At 71.6% G+C, this 16,763-nt stretch carries 16 protein-coding genes; 9 read left to right on the top strand and 7 right to left on the bottom strand.

Annotation, left to right across the window (positions count from 1 at the left end):
• Nucleotides 1-54 precede the first annotated feature (54 nt).
• Together ABFX54_RS07085 and ABFX54_RS07080 are read left to right on the top strand one after the other, a co-directional pair.
• Nucleotides 55-1,017, top strand: coding sequence for a glycosyltransferase (locus ABFX54_RS07085; protein ID WP_346102451.1), 963 nt, complete (start codon nucleotides 55-57; stop codon nucleotides 1,015-1,017).
• 158 nt (nucleotides 1,018-1,175) lie between these two features.
• Nucleotides 1,176-1,889, top strand: a complete 714-nt coding sequence (locus tag ABFX54_RS07080) for an acetoacetate decarboxylase family protein (protein WP_346102450.1) — start codon at nucleotides 1,176-1,178, stop codon at nucleotides 1,887-1,889.
• 81 nt (nucleotides 1,890-1,970) lie between these two features.
• On the opposite strand, the gene ABFX54_RS07075 is transcribed toward ABFX54_RS07080, so the two are convergent.
• The 6 genes from ABFX54_RS07075 to ABFX54_RS07050 all read right to left on the bottom strand — a co-directional run bounded on the left by ABFX54_RS07075 (nucleotide 1,971) and on the right by ABFX54_RS07050 (nucleotide 7,786).
• Nucleotides 1,971-2,855, bottom strand: coding sequence for a glycosyltransferase family 2 protein (locus ABFX54_RS07075; RefSeq protein ID WP_346102448.1), 885 nt, complete (start codon nucleotides 2,853-2,855; stop codon nucleotides 1,971-1,973).
• A 183-nt stretch (nucleotides 2,856-3,038) separates the two neighbouring features.
• Nucleotides 3,039-3,806 carry a CDP-alcohol phosphatidyltransferase family protein gene (locus ABFX54_RS07070; protein ID WP_346102446.1) on the bottom strand — a complete coding sequence of 256 codons (768 nt, stop codon included), beginning with the start codon at nucleotides 3,804-3,806 and terminating at the stop codon, nucleotides 3,039-3,041.
• Nucleotides 3,784-4,824 carry an iron-containing alcohol dehydrogenase family protein gene (locus tag ABFX54_RS07065; RefSeq protein WP_346102630.1) on the bottom strand — a complete coding sequence of 347 codons (1,041 nt, stop codon included), beginning with the start codon at nucleotides 4,822-4,824 and terminating at the stop codon, nucleotides 3,784-3,786. The genes ABFX54_RS07070 and ABFX54_RS07065 overlap by 23 nt, the downstream gene beginning before the upstream one ends.
• A gap of 28 nt (nucleotides 4,825-4,852) precedes the next feature.
• Nucleotides 4,853-5,587, bottom strand: coding sequence for a phosphocholine cytidylyltransferase family protein (locus tag ABFX54_RS07060; protein ID WP_346102444.1), 735 nt, complete (start codon nucleotides 5,585-5,587; stop codon nucleotides 4,853-4,855).
• 121 nt (nucleotides 5,588-5,708) lie between these two features.
• Nucleotides 5,709-6,332, bottom strand: coding sequence for a DUF5941 domain-containing protein (locus tag ABFX54_RS07055; RefSeq protein WP_346102442.1), 624 nt, complete (start codon nucleotides 6,330-6,332; stop codon nucleotides 5,709-5,711).
• Nucleotides 6,329-7,786: a CDP-alcohol phosphatidyltransferase family protein gene (locus ABFX54_RS07050; RefSeq protein WP_346102440.1), complete on the bottom strand. Its 1,458-nt coding sequence runs from the start codon at nucleotides 7,784-7,786 to the stop codon at nucleotides 6,329-6,331. The genes ABFX54_RS07055 and ABFX54_RS07050 overlap by 4 nt, the downstream gene beginning before the upstream one ends.
• Nucleotides 7,787-7,858: 72 nt before the next feature.
• Here ABFX54_RS07050 and ABFX54_RS07045 point away from each other — a divergent pair, with 72 nt between their 5' ends.
• Both ABFX54_RS07045 and ABFX54_RS07040 read left to right on the top strand, forming a co-directional pair.
• Nucleotides 7,859-9,148, top strand: coding sequence for an SDR family oxidoreductase (locus tag ABFX54_RS07045; RefSeq protein WP_346102438.1), 1,290 nt, complete (start codon nucleotides 7,859-7,861; stop codon nucleotides 9,146-9,148).
• Nucleotides 9,149-9,174: 26 nt separating this feature from the next.
• A complete protein-coding gene (locus ABFX54_RS07040) occupies nucleotides 9,175-10,914 on the top strand; it encodes a CDP-glycerol glycerophosphotransferase family protein (RefSeq protein ID WP_346102436.1) in 1,740 nt (579 codons plus the stop codon).
• Between the two features lie 29 nt (nucleotides 10,915-10,943).
• Here the strand turns inward: ABFX54_RS07040 and ABFX54_RS07035 are convergent, their stop codons facing one another.
• The gene (locus tag ABFX54_RS07035; RefSeq protein WP_346102434.1) at nucleotides 10,944-12,002 is read right to left on the bottom strand and encodes a glycosyltransferase family 2 protein; all 1,059 of its coding nucleotides are present in this window, start codon (nucleotides 12,000-12,002) and stop codon (nucleotides 10,944-10,946) included.
• A gap of 82 nt (nucleotides 12,003-12,084) precedes the next feature.
• Between ABFX54_RS07035 and ABFX54_RS07030 the strand changes: the two genes are divergently transcribed.
• The 5 genes from ABFX54_RS07030 to ABFX54_RS07010 all read left to right on the top strand — a co-directional run bounded on the left by ABFX54_RS07030 (nucleotide 12,085) and on the right by ABFX54_RS07010 (nucleotide 16,617).
• On the top strand, nucleotides 12,085-13,524 hold the full coding sequence (locus ABFX54_RS07030; protein WP_346102432.1) for an LCP family protein: 1,440 nt from the start codon (nucleotides 12,085-12,087) through the stop codon (nucleotides 13,522-13,524).
• 34 nt (nucleotides 13,525-13,558) lie between these two features.
• On the top strand, nucleotides 13,559-13,906 hold the full coding sequence (locus tag ABFX54_RS07025) for an STAS domain-containing protein (RefSeq protein WP_346102430.1): 348 nt from the start codon (nucleotides 13,559-13,561) through the stop codon (nucleotides 13,904-13,906).
• A 199-nt stretch (nucleotides 13,907-14,105) separates the two neighbouring features.
• Nucleotides 14,106-14,936: a GNAT family N-acetyltransferase gene (locus ABFX54_RS07020; protein WP_346102428.1), complete on the top strand. Its 831-nt coding sequence runs from the start codon at nucleotides 14,106-14,108 to the stop codon at nucleotides 14,934-14,936.
• Nucleotides 14,933-15,772 carry an LLM class flavin-dependent oxidoreductase gene (locus ABFX54_RS07015; protein WP_346102426.1) on the top strand — a complete coding sequence of 280 codons (840 nt, stop codon included), beginning with the start codon at nucleotides 14,933-14,935 and terminating at the stop codon, nucleotides 15,770-15,772. The genes ABFX54_RS07020 and ABFX54_RS07015 overlap by 4 nt, the downstream gene beginning before the upstream one ends.
• Nucleotides 15,773-15,954: 182 nt before the next feature.
• Complete coding sequence (locus ABFX54_RS07010) at nucleotides 15,955-16,617, top strand: DUF4097 family beta strand repeat-containing protein (protein WP_346102424.1); 663 nt, start codon at nucleotides 15,955-15,957, stop codon at nucleotides 16,615-16,617.
• Nucleotides 16,618-16,763: the final 146 nt, after the last annotated feature.

Genomic DNA, 16,763 nt, shown 5'->3' with positions numbered 1-16,763 from the left:
GGCCGTTCCTTCCGCATTAACGTCTCCGATTTGGGAGGCGCGGAGCATCGACACATGCGCGCATGTGTCGCCACCACCGTCCATCATCCCGAGGACGCCCGGATCATGCACCGGCAGATCAGGGCGCTGCTCGACGCGGGCCACGAGGTGACCTACGTCGCTCCTTTCAGCTATTTCAACGTGACCCCCGCCATGGGGCTGACCGCGGTGGACGTGCCGCGCCAGGCCTCTTACAGCCGGGCCCGCGGCGCGCTCAGACGCGGCGTGCGGGGCGCGGACCTGCTGCTCGTGCACGACCACCGGCTGCTGCGCGCGCTGCCCCACCGCCGTCCTCCGGTCGTCTGGGACGTGCGCGAGCAGGTCACCCCCAGGCAACTGGCCCGTGCCGGGCGGCGGCACCGGCTGATCACGCCCGCCGAGGTCCCCGAGGCGACCCTGGTGGCCGCGAGCCCGCCGCCACCGGGTGACACGAGGGTCGTCCACCTCGGCCGCCTGTCCGCGGAACGCGGTGTGACCGAGCTGATCGGCTTGGCCGAGCGGCTGATCCCGCACGGCATCAGGCTGGACCTGATCGGCGGTGCGGCCCGCGAGGTGCGGCCGCTGCTGCGGGACGCGCAGCGGGTCGGGCTGCTCGACTGGTTCGGGTACGTGCCCAACCGCCACGCCCTGCGCATGGCCGAGGGCGCGCTGGCCGGCCTGTCCCTGGCCGACGACACGGTCAGGGCGCTGCCCACCAAGATCATGGACTACATGGGCCGGGGCCTGCCCGTGATCACCACCCCGCAGGGCGCCTCGCTGGTCGAGGAGGCCGGCTGCGGGCTGGTGGTGCCGCTGAACGTGGACGCGGTGCTGAACGCCGTACTGGACCTGAAGGAGGACCCGGCGCGCCGGGCCGAGCTGGGCACGCTGGGGCACGCGCGGGCCCGGCTGCGCCACCACTGGCCCGACCACGCCGCCGCCTTCGTCCGCCGCGCCGAGTCCTGGGCCGGGATCCCGACGCACGCCCTCGCCGTGTGACCACCGCCCGCCCAGCCGGCCCGCGCACGTTCTCGCCGTGTCACCGCGTCACCGCGCGCGAGCCCGCTGCCTGGTCGCCAGGGGGACCATGGACATCGCACCTGGACGACACCGGGCCGGGAATGGCCACACGGGCCGCCGGTTGATGTACTGGGTCCATGGCATCGCATCTGATCCAAGGCCGGACGGTGGGCATGCCTGTGCGGGTGAGGGACGCCGAGGTGTGCAGCGCCTTCTACCCGGTGCGTGCCGACGCCGCCAGGGCGGTGATCGCGTACTCCGGCCTAGACGTGGCCGAGGTCCTGCCCGGCAAGGCCGTCTGCGTGCTCGTGTTCGTGGACTACCGCGACGGTGATCTCGACACCTACCACGAGTTCGGCATGGCCTTCCTGGTCCGCCCGCCCGGGCAGCCGGGCTCCACGGGGCTCCGTGACCTGCGCCAGGCCGGGATCTTCGTGCACTGGCTGCCGGTGGACCAGCGGTTCACGCTGGAGGCCGGGCGGACGTTGTGGGGCTTTCCCAAGGAGCTGGCCGACATCGAGTTGCGGCTGGCCTCGCCGTACAAGAGGTGCATCCTGCGCAAGGACGGCCGGCTCGTGCTCGACATGCTGGTCAAGCCGGGCCTGCCCGTGCCGGCCGGCGGCGCCATGGCGCCGCTCGACGCCTTCACGCACCGCGACGGCGTCACCCGGCGCGTCCCCTGGTCCGTACGCGCCCGCGGCGCGAGGATCCGCCCCGGCGGCGCGCTGATCCGCCTGGGCAACCACTCCATCGCCAAGGAGCTGAGCGAGCTGGGGCTGCCCAAGCGGGCCATGTTCAGCACGACCGTCTCGCACGCCGCGATGAGCTTCGAGGACGCCGCGACGACCTGACCCGCCGCCCGGGACTCGCCACCGCGCCGCGACCGCGCCGCGACCGCGCTGTGCCGCGACGACGCGGCACGACGGGGTGGCTCAGACGATCGGCGGGCGGCCCAGCTTGACCATGCGCCACGCGGTCCGCCACGCCATCGGCCGGCGCTCGCCTGCGGGCGTGCGCAGGCCCTCGAAGAAGCCGGCGAACCACGCCTTGAGCGCCGCGGAGGCGCCGCGCTCGCGGATGACGGTCAGCACGACCCAGTTGGTCAGGTAGAGCAGCGCCAGCGGCCACGGCAGGTTGCGCCGGGCCAGCCAGACCCGGTTGCGCGCGTTGAGCCGGTGGAACTCGGCGTGCCGGGTCGGGGGCACCTGGGGGTGGTACATCACCGTCTCGGCGTCGTACTCGATCCGGTAACCCTCGCCCAGCAGCCGCCAGGCCAGGTCGGTCTCCTCGTGAGCGTAGAAGAACCGCTCGGGAAGACCGCCCACCTGGAGGAAGGCCGAACGTCTGATCGCCGACGCGCCGCCCAGGAAGGTGGTCACCGGCGAGGAGCGCTGCGGGTCGCCCGAACGCAGCCGCGGGACATGGCGGCGCTGGCCGATGCCGCCGTCAGGATCCATGATCCGGAAGGAGATCACCGCCAGGTCGGGCTCGGTGGCGAAACGGTCGCGCACGTGCGCGACGACCTTCTGGCTGGCATACCAGCCGTCGTCGTCGAGAAAGAGCACGACGTCTCCCGAGCACTCCTCCACACCGCGATTACGGCCGGCGGGAATGCCCGTGTTCTGGTCGAGCCGGATCGTTTTCACGACCGCGGCCGACCCCTCGGGTGGCGTCGCCGACACCGCGGGCACGTCGGCGCCGTTGCCCACGATCACCACTTCGACGTCGCCGTCGACCTGGTTGAGCGCGGACTCGACCGCCCGGTTCAGCTCCGCGACCCGGTTGCCCATGGTGAGGATGACGCACGAGATCTTCAACGAATCATCGTCCTGACGCGTTGAGAGCACGAGCGGAGCATTCTTTCATGATCACCGAGTCTGCTGGGTTTGCATGGTCTGGATGGTGAAGCTAAGCGTATCGGAACCGGCAGTGAACCCCCACCGAACGGCGGACGTCCGATCAATACGACGGACGAGGGGCGCCTCCGGTTCCGACAGAGATCAAGCAAGTCTTCTCGATGCCATGATGCTGATCAGATGCAGTACGGTCTGCACCGCCGCCGCCAGCAGGCAGGCCACGACGAGCACCCGGGTGGCGGTGAGATTCCCGGCGAACACGTCGATGACCGCGGTCGCCAGCGCGAGCAGGGACAGCTCGATGGGCTGCATGATGCGGTGGAACCGCGTCGCCGCCAGCACCCGCCGGCCCAGCCCCAGCAGCCCCGACCTGAACTGCACCGCCGCCGCCTCGGTCGCGGCGCCCAGCCCGCCCTTGGCCCTGGCCACCTCCACCAGGTCGCTCTCGGCCTTGATCAGGATGGCGCCGAGCGCGGCGGCGAAGCCGAACACGGTGTACCAGTCGGGCAGCACCTCGGAGGCGCGCCAGCCCAGCCCGGCCAGCACGGCCGCCTCGGCGAAGTACGCGCCGACGCGGTCGAGGTAGACGCCGGCCAGGGAGGTCTTGCCCATCCAGCGGGCCAGCTCGCCGTCGGAGCAGTCGAGCAGCAGGTAGACCTGGATCAGCAGGGCGGCGAGCACGGCCGCCCACAGCCCGGGCAGCGCCAGCACGAACCCGGCCGCGACGCCCGCGACCGTCATGATCCAGGTGAGCTGGTTGGGCGTGACCGAGGTCTTGGTCATCATCCAGGTCACGTAGATGGACAGGCGGCGCATGTAGAGGACGCCGGCCCAGTGTTCGCCGTTTCTGCGCTCCAGGTGGCCGGGTGGCTGGGCCACCTGCCGGAGCTCAGCTACCGAAGGCCCGGACATAGTCCCCCACCCGATCGCGGATCTCGGAGTCCTGCATGCGCAGGTGCTCCAGGATCGTGTAACGGCCGGGACGGGTGGCCGGGGCCAGCGCCACGACCTCGGCGAACTGCTCGGCGCTCAGCCCGATGTCACCGGGGACGACGGGCAGCTCGTGCTTGCGCAGGCAGTCGACGACCTGCTTGACGCGGGCCTCGTCCTCCCTGAGGAAGAAGCAGAAGGCGGCACCGATCCCGGCGAGCTCGCCGTGGTTGGAGGTGCCGGGAAAGAGCTGATCCACGGCATGAAGGATCTCATGGTCTCCGCCGCTCGCGGGCCGGGACGACCCGGCCACGACCATCGACATGCCGGACAGGATCAGCGATTCGGCCAGCACGGTCAGGAACGCGTCGGACTCGATGGAGTCGGTCCGCCCGATGAGCGCCTCGGCGGCGGTGCGGGACATCGAGCAGGCCAGCCCGTCGATGGGCTCGCCGCGCTCGACGTTGCCGAGCTGCCAGTCCTCGATGGCCGACAGGTTGCTGACCACGTCGCCCACGCCCGCGCGCACCAGCGCCTGGGGCGCGTTGTGCACGAAGTCGAGGTCGACCAGGATGGCCAGCGGCATCGGCACGCCGAACGTGCCCTTGCCGCCCTCGTAGATCAGGGAGGCGGTGGGCGAGCAGATGCCGTCGTGGGACAGGTTGGTGGCCACGGCCACCATCGGGATGCCGGCCAGCGACGCGGCGTATTTGGTGGCGTCGATCGTCTTGCCACCGCCGACGCCCACCACGACCTCGTAGGCGCCCTTGCGCAGGTCGGCGCCGAGCGAGACGGCCGCGTCGACCGACCCGTCTGCCACCCGGAACACCTCGGCCTCGCCCAGCGTGGGCGCGATCAGGCTCTCGATGTGGTCGCCCTGGCCGCGGCCGACGGCCACGGCCACCCGGCCGGAGGTGGCCACGCGGCTGTCGGCCAGCAGCGCGCCGAGCTCAGCCACCGCGCCCCGCCTGACGTCCATGGTCAGCGGCGCCGGCAACATCCTCGCGAGAAGCGGCATGCGCGCCCCCTCAGTAGCGAACGGCTATGGTGCGGGCCTTGGCCAGGTCGTCGTGGTTGTCCACCTCGACCCAGTCGACCTCGCCGATGGGCGCGGCGTTGATGGTCTCGCCACGGTCGACCATCTCCTGGTAGCCGTCCTCGTAGTAGAGCTGGGGGTCGCGCTCGAACGTGGTCTTGAGCGCGTCGGCCAGCCGGTCGGCCGCGCCGGGCCTGATCAGGGTGGCCCCGATGTACTCGCCGTAGGCCTCGGCCGGGTCCATCAGCTTGGTGATGCGGCGCAGCGAGCCCTCGGGCGAGAGCGTCACCTTCATCTCCTCGTCGGCCAGCTTCTTGACGTCGTCGACGGCGAGCAGGACGTCGCTCGCCTCGGGGGCCGACAGCAGCGTCTTCTCGACCGAGACCGGGTGCACGGTGTCGCCGTTGACCAGGAGCACGCCCTGGGCGAAGTAGTCGCGGGCGCACCACAGGGAGTAGGCGTTGTTCCACTCCTCGGCCTTGTCGTTGTGCACGAGGGTGAGCTTGACGCCGTGCCGCTCCTCCAGGGCGTCCTTGCGCTCGTGTACGGCCTGGGCCGCGTAACCGACGACGACCACGACCTCCCGCAGGCCCACCTCGGCGAGATTGCGCAGCGAGATGTCCATGATCGTGGTTTCGCCGTCGACCGGCACGAGCGCCTTGGGCAGCGTGTCGGTGTACGGCCGCAGGCGTCGTCCGGCTCCAGCGGCCAGAACCATTCCCAGCAACGTGCACTCCTCAGTCGAGCAGGTCTGTTCGGATTCGCGGAGCGTTACGCGGACGTCCGCGAGCGTCCCACCATAGGCCCAAAGAGTATTCGTCTTTGCACCCCGTGCGGGTAATCCGGCGTTAGTCTTGCGTTCCCGTATCGGCCGTTTCGGCCCCGGACACCGGGGCGGCGAGCCAGCAGGTCAGGCTCTCCCAGCCGAACAGGGCCCACAGATAGACCGCGAGCACCACATAGCCGCCGGTCAGCCACCCTGAAAGAGCGGTCAGCGAGACCACCATCATCCGCCCGTCCCAGCCGAGCCCGAGGGTGGCCAGCCACGGCGGCGGGTAGACGCGCTGGCGCAGCCGGTAGACCAGATCGTAATGGTGGAAGGCGAGCGCGCCGAGCAGAAGGAAGATCAGTACGGGGTTCAGCCGGTGGGCGAAGCCGACCGCGGCGATGAAGGCGTACTCGACGAGGCGCAGGATCGGCGGCACGAGCCAGTCGAAGCGGCCGTCGTGCGGGTGGGTGCTGCCCGGCCCGGCCAGCAGCAGCGTCACGGCGGGCGCGAAGACGGCCAGCCCGTCGGAGCCGGCCACGCCGATCAGCAGCAGCATGCCCGTGACGAACGTGCCGGCGAGCACCGGAGGCAGCGGCGGGAGCTGCCCGGCCACGAGCAGGCCCATGGCGCGCGAGAGCGGCCCGTCGTCGCGGTAGGCGACGACCGCGCTGTTGGGTACGGGGGTCAGGTGAACCGTCGTCATCGTGCCGACCTCGCGATCCGTCCGGCGAGCTGATAGAGGGCCGCGACGCCGCCCCAGCAGAGCAGGGACAGGAACGTGACGCGCGCGTTCCAGCCGGCGGCGGTGACGGCGATCAGCGCCATGCGCTCCCCGATGGGCAGGACGACGATCTTCTTCAGCCAGCGCGCGACCGTGCCGCGTTCGAGCCTCTGGGCGAGCTTCAGCACGCCCCCGTGGTCGCGGCGGACGTCGTGCGACTCCATCAGGGAGCGCGCGGGCCTGCCCCACATGGCGCCGACCTTGGCCGCGTCGGCGAGGGCTCCGGCGTACGTGGCGTCGATGGCGTGCCTGACGACCTGGAGGATCATGGCGCCCACGGCCAGCGGCCAGATCCCGGGACCGGCGAAGCCGAAGGCCAGGCCGACGTAGACGACGTATTCCTTGAGCCGGTCGGACATGCCGTCGGCCCACGCGCCGAGCGGGGAGAACGTGCGGGTGTAGCGGGCGAGCTGCCCGTCGAGGCAGTCGAGCGCGAACGACAGGTAGAGCAGCACCGCGCCGGCCAGCCGCCCGCCCTGCGTGCCGGCGGAGAACCAGACAGCCGCGAGCAGGGCCAGCCCGGCCGAGACGCCGGTGACGGTGTTGGGCGCGAGCTTGAGCCGGACCGCCGGTCTGACCAGGTGGCGGGTCCAGGACGAGACGAGGAACGTGGCGAGGAAACCGTCGTCGTCCTTGACGGAGGTGTCGAGCCTGACCTGCTCCTCGTCCACCTCCGACAGCCTGACGACGGCGGCGTCGGCGGCGTTCTGGCCGCTCACCCGCTCGGCGTGCAGCGGCCCGATCGCCGCGGCGCGCACGCCGACGCCCGATCTGACCAGGCCGACCAGCAGCAGATCGACGGCCTCGACCGCGGTGACGGGGCCGAGCTTGCCCGCCTCTGACAGCTCGGCCAGCTCTTCCGCGATGTCGGCGAGCGAGGTCAGGTCGGCCTCGCCGGCCTGCAGCACGCCTCTGAACGTGGCGTTGGCCTCAGGCACGAGGTGGAACGAGCTGCCCGCGGCGACGACCTTGCCGCCCTCGACGCGTACGGGAGGCCGCAGCGGCGAGGTGACCACGTCGTGGGCGATGAGCGCGGCGGTGTCGCGGGAGGGGTGTTCGAGCAGCAGCGCGAGCGCCTCGGTGTGGGCCACCAGGTCGGCGGGGAGCACGGCCACCGTGCCGGTGGTGGTGCGCGCGATCTTGGCGACGCCGCGCAGGTCGGCCCCGAGGCCGCCGCCGGCGCTCACCACCAGGACGTCGCGGACGGGCAGCACGGCGAGCTGGTCGTGGAGGCGGTCGAGCAGGGTGCCGTCACCGCTGGAGAGCCTGCACGCGGGCGTGGTGGCGAGCAGCACGGCCGACGTGGTCGTGCCCCCGCGGATCAGTGAGTCGGGCAAAGCGCAGATCTCCTCCCGGCCGGGGTGGAGTGCGGTCACTTGGGGGTGCGTAGACACAGCGTAGCGACAGGTCACCGCGATATCACGGACCAGCGGCACTACGCTGCCGGTATGGATTCACCGCTGCGGTCGGTTGGAGTGCTCCTCGCGGGCGGCGTGGGGCAGCGGGTCGGGCTCAGCACGCCCAAGCAGCTCATCGAGGTCGCGGGCCGGACGATCATCGAGCATTCGCTGGCCGTCTTCGAGGGCGCGCCGGAGATCGACGAGGTCGTGGTGCTGATGACACCCGGATACGCCGGCCGGGTCAGGGAGATCGTCGCCGCGGGCGGATACCGCAAGGTCAGCAAGGTCGTGGACGGTGGCGCGAGCCGGACGGAGAGCACGTGGCGGGCGCTGGCCGCGCTCGGCGCGGCGGAGTGCAACGTGCTGCTGCACGACGCCGTACGCCCGCTGCTGGAGCCCCGGATCATCACGGAGTGTGTCAGGGCGCTGGAGGCCCACGAGGCCGTCAACGTGGCGATCCCGAGCTCCGACACCGTCTTCGTGGCGGTTCCAGGGCCGGGCGGCGAGGTGATCGGCGAGGTGCTGGACCGGGCGCGGCTGCGGCGCAGCCAGACCCCGCAGTGCTTCCGGCTCTCGGTGATCCGCGAAGCCTACGAGCGGGCGATGGCCGACCCCGGCTTCGGCGACCTGCCCGCCACCGACGACTGCGGCGTGGTGCTGCGTTATCTGCCCGAGGTGCCGATCCACCTGGTGGCGGGCAGCGAGCACAACATCAAGGTCACCCATCCGGCCGACCTGCGCATCGCGGAGCTGCTCTTCGGGCTGCCCGCCGCCGTGCCGACCGGCGCCGCCGACCGGCTGGCCGAGCAGGTCGTGGACGTGGTGGGCGAGTCGGCGCCGGCCGGGCCGGCCCGTGGCGCCGACGTACGCGTGCTGACCAGGGCCGACGGCGTGCGGCCCGAGGACTTCGACACGGTGGCCAAGGCGCTCGACGACGTGGGCCCGGCCGATCACGTGGTGCTGGCGGCGGGCGCGAGCTCATCGGGCGACCTGGTCACGGCGAGCGGCGACAGCGTCGCCGACGTGGTCGCCGCCGGCCAGCTCGGCGCGCTCAACGTGGCCCGCGCCGCCCACCCCTATCTGCGGGCCGCGGCGCGGCGGTCGCGCCCGAGCCTGCTGCTGCAGGTGCCGCCGGGATCCGGGGCCCTGCTACGCGCGGGCGCAGCCGCGGTGGCCGCGCTCACCAGGGCGCTGGCCCGCGAGTGGGCCGCCGACGGCCTCAGGGTCAACTGCGTCAATACCGGCGCCTCTCCCCTCCTCGTCTCGCAGACCTCGCTGGACATCCTCATCTCCGACCTATCAGGGCAAGTCATAGACGTGCGCGTGGACGGCGCTTGACCTGAGCATTGTTACCGTGCGATCACATGAGGAGACTCATCGTGATCGCGGCCCTGCTCGGCTGCTACCCCGCGCTGCTGGTGACGGCGCTGTGGCCGGCTCCGCTGCTGTTCGGCGCGGTGGCCGTGGCCTCGTACGCCGTCGAGTGCGTCGCGCCGCACGCCGCACGCCCGCTGCCCGACCTGCTCGGCAAGGTGCACCTCGGGATCACGCTGCGCTTCGCGGTGCGCGAGACGCTGGCGCTGCTGCTGGTGGCGCGGACGGCGGGGGCCGATTCACCGTGGTTCGTGGCGCTCGCGGCCGGCGTGCTCGCCCTGCACGCCGTACGGGCGCTGCACACGGGCCTGGCGATGCGGTTGCGGCAGACGCTCAGCCGCATGCCGGTGACCACCCGCAACATCGACGTCTCCGCGCTGCGCATCCCCAAGATGCCGCCCAGGCGGCTGCGTGACGCGCGCAGCGTGCCGTTCCTCTACCTGGACACCCTTCCGGTGCTGGGCGCGGTCCACGGGGCCGTGCTCGCCACCCTGGGGGCCGGGGTGGCGCTCGTGGCCGGGCTCGTGGCGGCGCTCGCGCTCATCCCGTACGTGCGCCGCGCCCTGCCCCTCACCGACCGCGCCAACGTGCTGCGGGTGATCGGCGAGCAGGTCGAGCGGTACGCCCCCGAGATCATCCTGTACTTCTCCGGCGCCACCGCCGCCGCCTACCAGGCCAGGATGTGGCTGCCCACGCTGGAGCGGCTCGACCGGCGGGCCATCGTCGTGCTGCGCGAGCGCGGCATGGCCGCGCATCTCGAAGGCACCAGCCTGCCGATGGTGTGCATCCCGTCGTCGGCCGACCTGATGAGCTTCCGCGCGCTGGCCGGGGCCCGGCTCTGCCTGTATGTCGCCAACGTCGGCAGAAATGTGCACATGCTGCGCATCCCCACCCTGCGCAGCGCGTTCCTCAACCACGGCGACAGCGACAAGGAGGCCTCGTTCAACCCGTTCTCACGGGTGTACGACGAGGTGTGGGTGGCCGGCCCCGCGGGCCGCGACCGCTACCGCAAGGCCAAGGTGGGCGTCAGGGACGAGAACATCCACGAGGTCGGCCGGCCGCAGCTGGAGGGCATCTCGACGGAGGGGCCCGGCCTGCCGTACCGGACCGTGCTCTACGCCCCCACCTGGGAGGGCTGGAACGACGACCTGTTCCACACCTCGCTGATCACCATGGGCCCGCGCATCGTGCGGGCGCTGCTCGACCACCGGCCGCCGCTGCGCGTGATCTACAAGCCCCACCCGCTGACCGGGCATCGCGACAAGAGCGCCACCCGGGCGCACAGGAAGATCGTGGCCATGATCGAGGCGGCCGAGCTGGCCAAGTCGAAGGCCCGGCATCCCTCGCACGGGACCGGGGAGGAGGAGCAGCGGATCAGGCACCTGATCGTGGACGGGCCGGAGCCGCACCTGTACGACTGCTTCAACGAGTGCGACCTGCTGATCAGCGACATCTCCAGCGTGGTGGCCGACTTCCTGGCCAGCGAGAAGCCGTACGCGGTGACGAACGTGGCCGGGCTGCCCGAGAGCGCCTTCCACGAGCGTTACCCCAGCGCCGAGGCGGGGGTGTTGCTCGGCGAGGACCTGTCGAACCTCGCCGAGTTCTTGGACGGGGATGACACCCTGGCCGGGGCCAGGGTCAAGCTCAGGAGCCGGCTCTTCGGCCCGGAGTATCCGGACGCGCTGACCCGCTTCAACGCCGCCGTCGAGCGGGTCTTCGCCGGCTCATGACCGCACGCGCCTGAATCGGGCAGGACCGGCTACTCGCCGAAGCGCGGCGCGGGCTCCTCTCTCCTGACGGCCTGCCCCGGCGGGCGGGCCAGCTTTCTCGGGCTGGTCAGGAAGCCCCAGCCCCAGGAGCAGTGCATGGTGGCGTACACGAGCGGCAGCCGCAGCTTCGCCGCCCCCGGCAGCCCGCTGCCCGTCACCGCCGAACCGGCCACGATGGCCAGCGCGTAGCCGCCGGGGACGATCAGCGCGAGCGGGAAGAACGGCGAGACGAGCAGCCCGAGCAGCATCGCCAGCACCGCGGCGGGCGGCGCCAGGTAGCGCAGGTTGATCGTGCCCTCGTGCGTGCGCGAGACCACGCGGCGCCAGCGGCCGTAGTGGAAGTACTGCTTGGCCAGCGCCTTCGCGTTGGGCCTCGGCCGGTAGGAGACCCGCATGCGCGGCTGGAACCACACCAGGCCGCCGGTCTGGCGGATGCGGTGGTTCATCTCCCAGTCCTGGGCCCGCTGGAAGTGCTCGTCGTAGCCGCCGACCCTGGCGAGGGCGGAGCGGCGGAAGACGCCGAGGTAGACGGTGTCGGCGGGACCCGCCGTGCCGCCCACGTGGAAGGCGGCGGCGCCCACGCCGATCTTGGACGTCATGGCGCAGGCGACGGCCTGCTCGAAGGGGGTGATCCCCTCGGCCGCCATGACGCCGCCGACGTTGTCGGCGCCGGTCTCCGCCAGCGTCTCGACGGCGACGCGCAGGTAGTCGGAGGGCAGCATGGCGTGCCCGTCGACCCTGGCGACGATGTCGTTACGCGAGGCGGCGATGGCCGCGTTGAGCGCGTTGGGGGTGCGGCCCGTCGGGTTGGGCACCACCGTCACCCGTCTGTCGGCCGCCGCGATGGCGTCGGCGACCTCCTGGGTGCGGTCCTGGGACGGACCCACGGCGAGGACGACCTCGATCTCGCCTGGGTATTGCTGGGCGAGGACCTGATCGACGGCCTCGCGGAGGTGCCGCTCCTCGTTGAGGACCGGCATGATGACGGAGATGGGGGGCCAGCCGCGCGTCTCCGCGGGCGCGTGCGGCGAGTCGGGGAACTGCTTCATGGCGGGGCTCACGCTACTGTACGACCAGGGGAGGAGGGCAATCGAAGGCCCCGATCCACCGGGGTGACAAAAGGGGGACGGCATGCGCGACCCGGGCGAGGAGGACGGCGGTGTGCTCGTGGGCGGCGACGCCTACGGAGGCGTCAAGCTGACACCCGTCCGCACCCGGAGGCCGCGCAGGAGCGCCAGGGCCCGCCGCCGCAACGTCGTGCTGGCCGGTCTGCTGTCCACGGGCGTGCTGGTCACCACGGGTGTGGTGTGGGCGACCCCGCGCCAGATCGGCACGGTGGACGCCGGGGTGACCGCGCCCTCGTCGTCGGGCGCCGAGAACATCCTCATGGTCGGCGTCGACAAGCGCGACGACCTCACCCGCCAGCAGCAGAACCGGCTCAAGCTCGGCCGCGAGGCCGGCCAGCGCACCGACACCATGATGGTCATCCACCTGTCGGAGGACCACAGGAAGGTGACCGTGGTCAGCCTGCCGCGCGACACCTGGACCACGGTTCCCGGCAAGGGCGACCACAAGATCAACTCGGCGTACCAGTTCGGCGGGCCCAAGCTCGCCAAGCAGACCGTCGAGGCGGTCACCGGGCTGCAGATCAACCGCTACATCGAGGTCAACATCCTGGGCTTCATCGACGTGGTCGACTCACTCGGCGGGGTCACCGTCTGCACGCCCGTGCCGATCAACGACACCAAGATCGCGCTCAACCTGCCGGCCGGCACCCACCAGCTCGACGGCGTGCAGGCGCTCGGCTACGCCCGCACCCGCGCCACCGCCCGCTCCGACCTCGACCGCATCGACCGGCAGCAGCAGGTCATCTCGGCCCTGCTCAACCGGGCGCTCAGCGCCGACACGCTGGCCAACCCGGCCAAGCTGGCCTCGTTCGTCAACTCGACGCTCAGCACGGTCAAGGTCGATCCCGACGACGGGCTGATCGGTCTCGCCACCCAGATGCGCGACGTCTCGCTCGACGACGTGACGTTCGCCGAGGTGCCGCTGTCCGACGTCGACTTCAAGACGCCCACCGGCGAGTCGGCGGTGCTGTGGGACAAGCAGGCGGCCCGCGAGATGTTCGCCGCGATCGACGCCGACCGCGACCCGGCCAAGCCCACGCCGAGCGCCGCCCCGACGCCGTCGGCCAAGCCGTCCGCGATCCCGCCCGGCGAGATCTCGCTCAAGGTCAAGAACGGCACGCTCATCACCGGCCTGGCGGCGCGCGCCAAGACGGCGCTGGTCGCGTACGGGTTCAAGGTGCCCGGCGATCCCGGCAACACCACCAAGAAGGACTACAAGAAGACCATCGTCCGCCACGGCGAGGGCCAGGAGGCGGCGGCGAAGGTCGTGGCGGCGGCCATTCCCGGGGCGGAGATCCGCAAGACCGACACCGAGGGCATCGAGGTCATCCTGGGCAGCGACCAGCTCAAGGTCAAGCAACCGAAGGCGAATGCCACGCCATCCGCGAAGCCCGGCGTTACACCAACCACCAAAACGGCAATGGACAACATATGTAAGAAATAGGCATATCTTTCTGGGCTCGGGGCAGGTGAGGCCAATGGTGGTCAGGTGTTGGCGGGAGGGCCCCTTCACGGTGGTCCGTGTCGTGGGCGACCTGGACGTCGCGGGCGCGCCCCGGCTCCGGGCCGAGCTGGAACAGGCGCTCGGCGCTCCTGCTCCCCTCAACCTGATCGTGGACCTCACCGAGGTGCCGTTCTGCGACTCGGTGGGCCTGGGGGTGCTCGTGGCCACGCTCAACCAGGTCCAGCGCCTGAGGGGGCGGATGGTGCTGGTGGTCGGGCCGGGGATGATCCGGCATCTGCTGACGATCACGAACCTCGACCGGCATTTCGCGACCAGCGAATCCCTCGACGAGGCCCGTACGGCGCTGGGCACCGCCGCCTGAACACCCTCCCTGAGCTCGGTCCGAGCTCCGCTCGGCACTCAGCTCGGCGCGGCTTTGCGGTGGAGGCGCGCGAGAACGTGATCTCCGCTTGATCGCGCGGACGTGTGCGAGAACATGATGGTCATGTCATCGCGGGCGCATCTCCTCCCGACGTATCAGGCGTCGCGGGAGAGCCCTCTCACGTGCGGAGGCTTCCACGTTGTTCGACGAGTTCCCCGAGCCCGCGCGCTCCCAGCTCAGGGCCGCCCATGACGAGGGCAGGACCCAGCCTGAGTGGTGCTTCGCGGAAGGGCGGGCGCGCCTGGCCTACTGGGCGCCCTTCCCCGGCTCGGAGCCGGCGATCGTCTGGCAGTTCGACCCGGGACCCGACCCTCTCGCCGCCGCCGGCCTGCTGCGCCGCAGCCTGGACGCGATGGGGCTGACCAAGATCATTCATGACATCCCGCTCAAGACCGGGCTCACCCCTGTCGTCGATCGCGCCGTCGAGCACGAAGCACTCATCGAGGCCGGATTCACCATGGAGGTGGAGCGGCTGCTGCTGGAGTGGGTGGCGGGCAGCGACGTCCCGGACGATCCGGGGCGGCTGACGTACCGGCCCGCGCGCCGCATGGACCCCGACGCGGTGATCGACATCCTCGTACGCGTCTCCGAGGGCTCGCTCGACCACGACACCCGGGTCGAGGTGGCCACGTCGGGCGCGGAGAAGGAGGCCCGATGGATGTACGACGACCTGTTGAACCGCAAGGCCAAGCCCGGCTGGTTCGTCATCGGCCACCTTGGTGACGTCCCCGTCGGCCTGGTGGCCCCCGACGACCACTCGATCGCCTACATCGGCGTGCTGCCCGAGCACCGCGGCCGCGGCTACGTGAACGACCTGCTGGCCCACGGCACCCGTACCCTCGCCGAGGCCGGCCTGCGGCGCATCGTCGCGGCCACCGACGTCGCGAACGTCCCGACCGCCGACGCCTTCCTGCGTGCCGGATACTCGGAGACCGGCCGTCTCTACCGCTACTACTGGAGGGCATCTTGAGACTCGGAGTCATGTTCGACCGCGACCTGCCGCCCGAGCAGCTCGTCCCGTTCGCCAAGACGCTCGACGAGACGTCCGTGGACGATCTCTGGGTGGTCGAGGACCTGGGCTGGACCGGCGGCGTCTCGTCCGCCGCGACGGCGCTCGCCGTCACCTCCCGGCTGCGGGTGGGCATCGGCATCACCCCCGCGCCGCTGCGCAACCCCATGCTGCTGGCGATGGAACTGGCCAACCTGGCCCGCCTGCACCCCGGCCGGCTGGCCGCCGGCATCGGGCACGGCGTGGGCGCCTGGATGGAGCAGGTGGGCGCCGCCGTCCCGTCGCCGCTCGCCCTCCTGGAGGAGACGATCACGTCCGTACGCGCGTTGCTGCGCGGCGAGAGCGTGACCCTCGACGGGAAGTCGGTCCGTCTGGACGGCGTCACGCTGGTGCACAAGCCCGCCGTGCCGCCGCCCGTGCTGGCCGGAGTCAAGGGGCCGCGCTCGCTGGCGCTGTCCGGCCGGGTGGCCCAGGGCACGATCCTGCCCGAGGGCGTCGGCCCCGACCAGTTGCCCGGAGTGGTCGAACGGATCGGCGCGACCGAGGAGCACGAACTGGTCGTCTTCGCCTACCTGCGCGGGACCGCCGAGCTGGACGAGGCCGCGCAGTCGCTGCTCGACGGGCAGGCGGAGTTCCTGGGGGTGGCGCCAGAGGACGTGGCGATGGCGTCCGGGGCGGCTGAGGAGGCCGCGGAGTGGGTCAAGAGCCTGTGGGCGGCAGGGGCGGACACGGTGGTGCTCCGCCCGGTCGGCGCCGACCCACTCGGCCAGGTGCGCACCCTGCTCGCTGCTCTGTAAGCGACCGAGGCCCCGGCCGAACGGTTCCCGGACCGGCCGAACGGATGAGGGAGCCGCGGGCGGTTCGGCCGGATGGCCGATGGGGGCTGGAGCGGCGCTCGGCCACGATCGTGACCATGAGGCAGATCACGGCATTTGCGGCATGCGCGGCGTTACTCGTCGCGACGACCGGCGCTTGTGGCGTGGAACTCGAAGCGGACGAGGTCCACGCCACCCGGTCGTTCCCGTTCACCGGAACCGACCTGAAGATCAACGCTTCCCTCGGCGGCGTGCGCGTGCTCCCTGGCACGAGCGGCACCGTACAGGTGGAGCGCTGGCTGCGCGGCAAGGCGGCCACGGACGACCCCGCCTGGTCCCTGCGCGACGGCGACCTGCACCTCAGCGCGGACTGCAACCTGGTCTTCGGCGACTGCGGCGCCCGCTACCACGTCAAGGTCCCGCCCGGCGTGAAGCTGTCGGTCGATGCCGGGGACGGCGTCATCCTCAACGACCTCACCCAGGACGTGGACGCGGTCAGCGGGGACCGCATCCAGGTGACGGGCGCCTCCGGCCGGCTGCGGCTGCGCAGTGAGGGCCCGGTCACGGCCGAGGGCCTCAAGTCGGCCGAGGTACGGGTACGCACCTTCGACGGAGCCATCGACGTGGCGTTCACCGCCCGGCCCACCAAGCTCGACCTGCAGTCCACGGACGGGAGGGTGACGGCGAGAGTGCCCTCAGGTGCCTACGCGGTCACGGCGGGCAGCAAGGAGGGCAGCGAACGTTCCGAGGTCGAGCACGACGGCAGGAGCGACAGCACGATCGTGGTGCGCAGCACGTCGGCCGACGTCCGGATCCTGCGGAACTGACCCGGCGGCTCTCAGGCCGCGATCCGAAGGGACGGCCCTCGTGCGGGGTGCGGCCCTGTCGCCGCCCGGCGGCGACAGCGGCGCACATCGCACCCGTACGCTCTCCGGCCCGCCGCCACCGGGAGCGTCGTACACGCTCCCCGGCC

The organism is Nonomuraea maheshkhaliensis (genome assembly GCF_039529435.1).
GTDB lineage: Bacteria > Actinomycetota > Actinomycetes > Streptosporangiales > Streptosporangiaceae > Nonomuraea > Nonomuraea maheshkhaliensis.
This window is presented reverse-complemented; position numbering and strand designations above follow the sequence as displayed.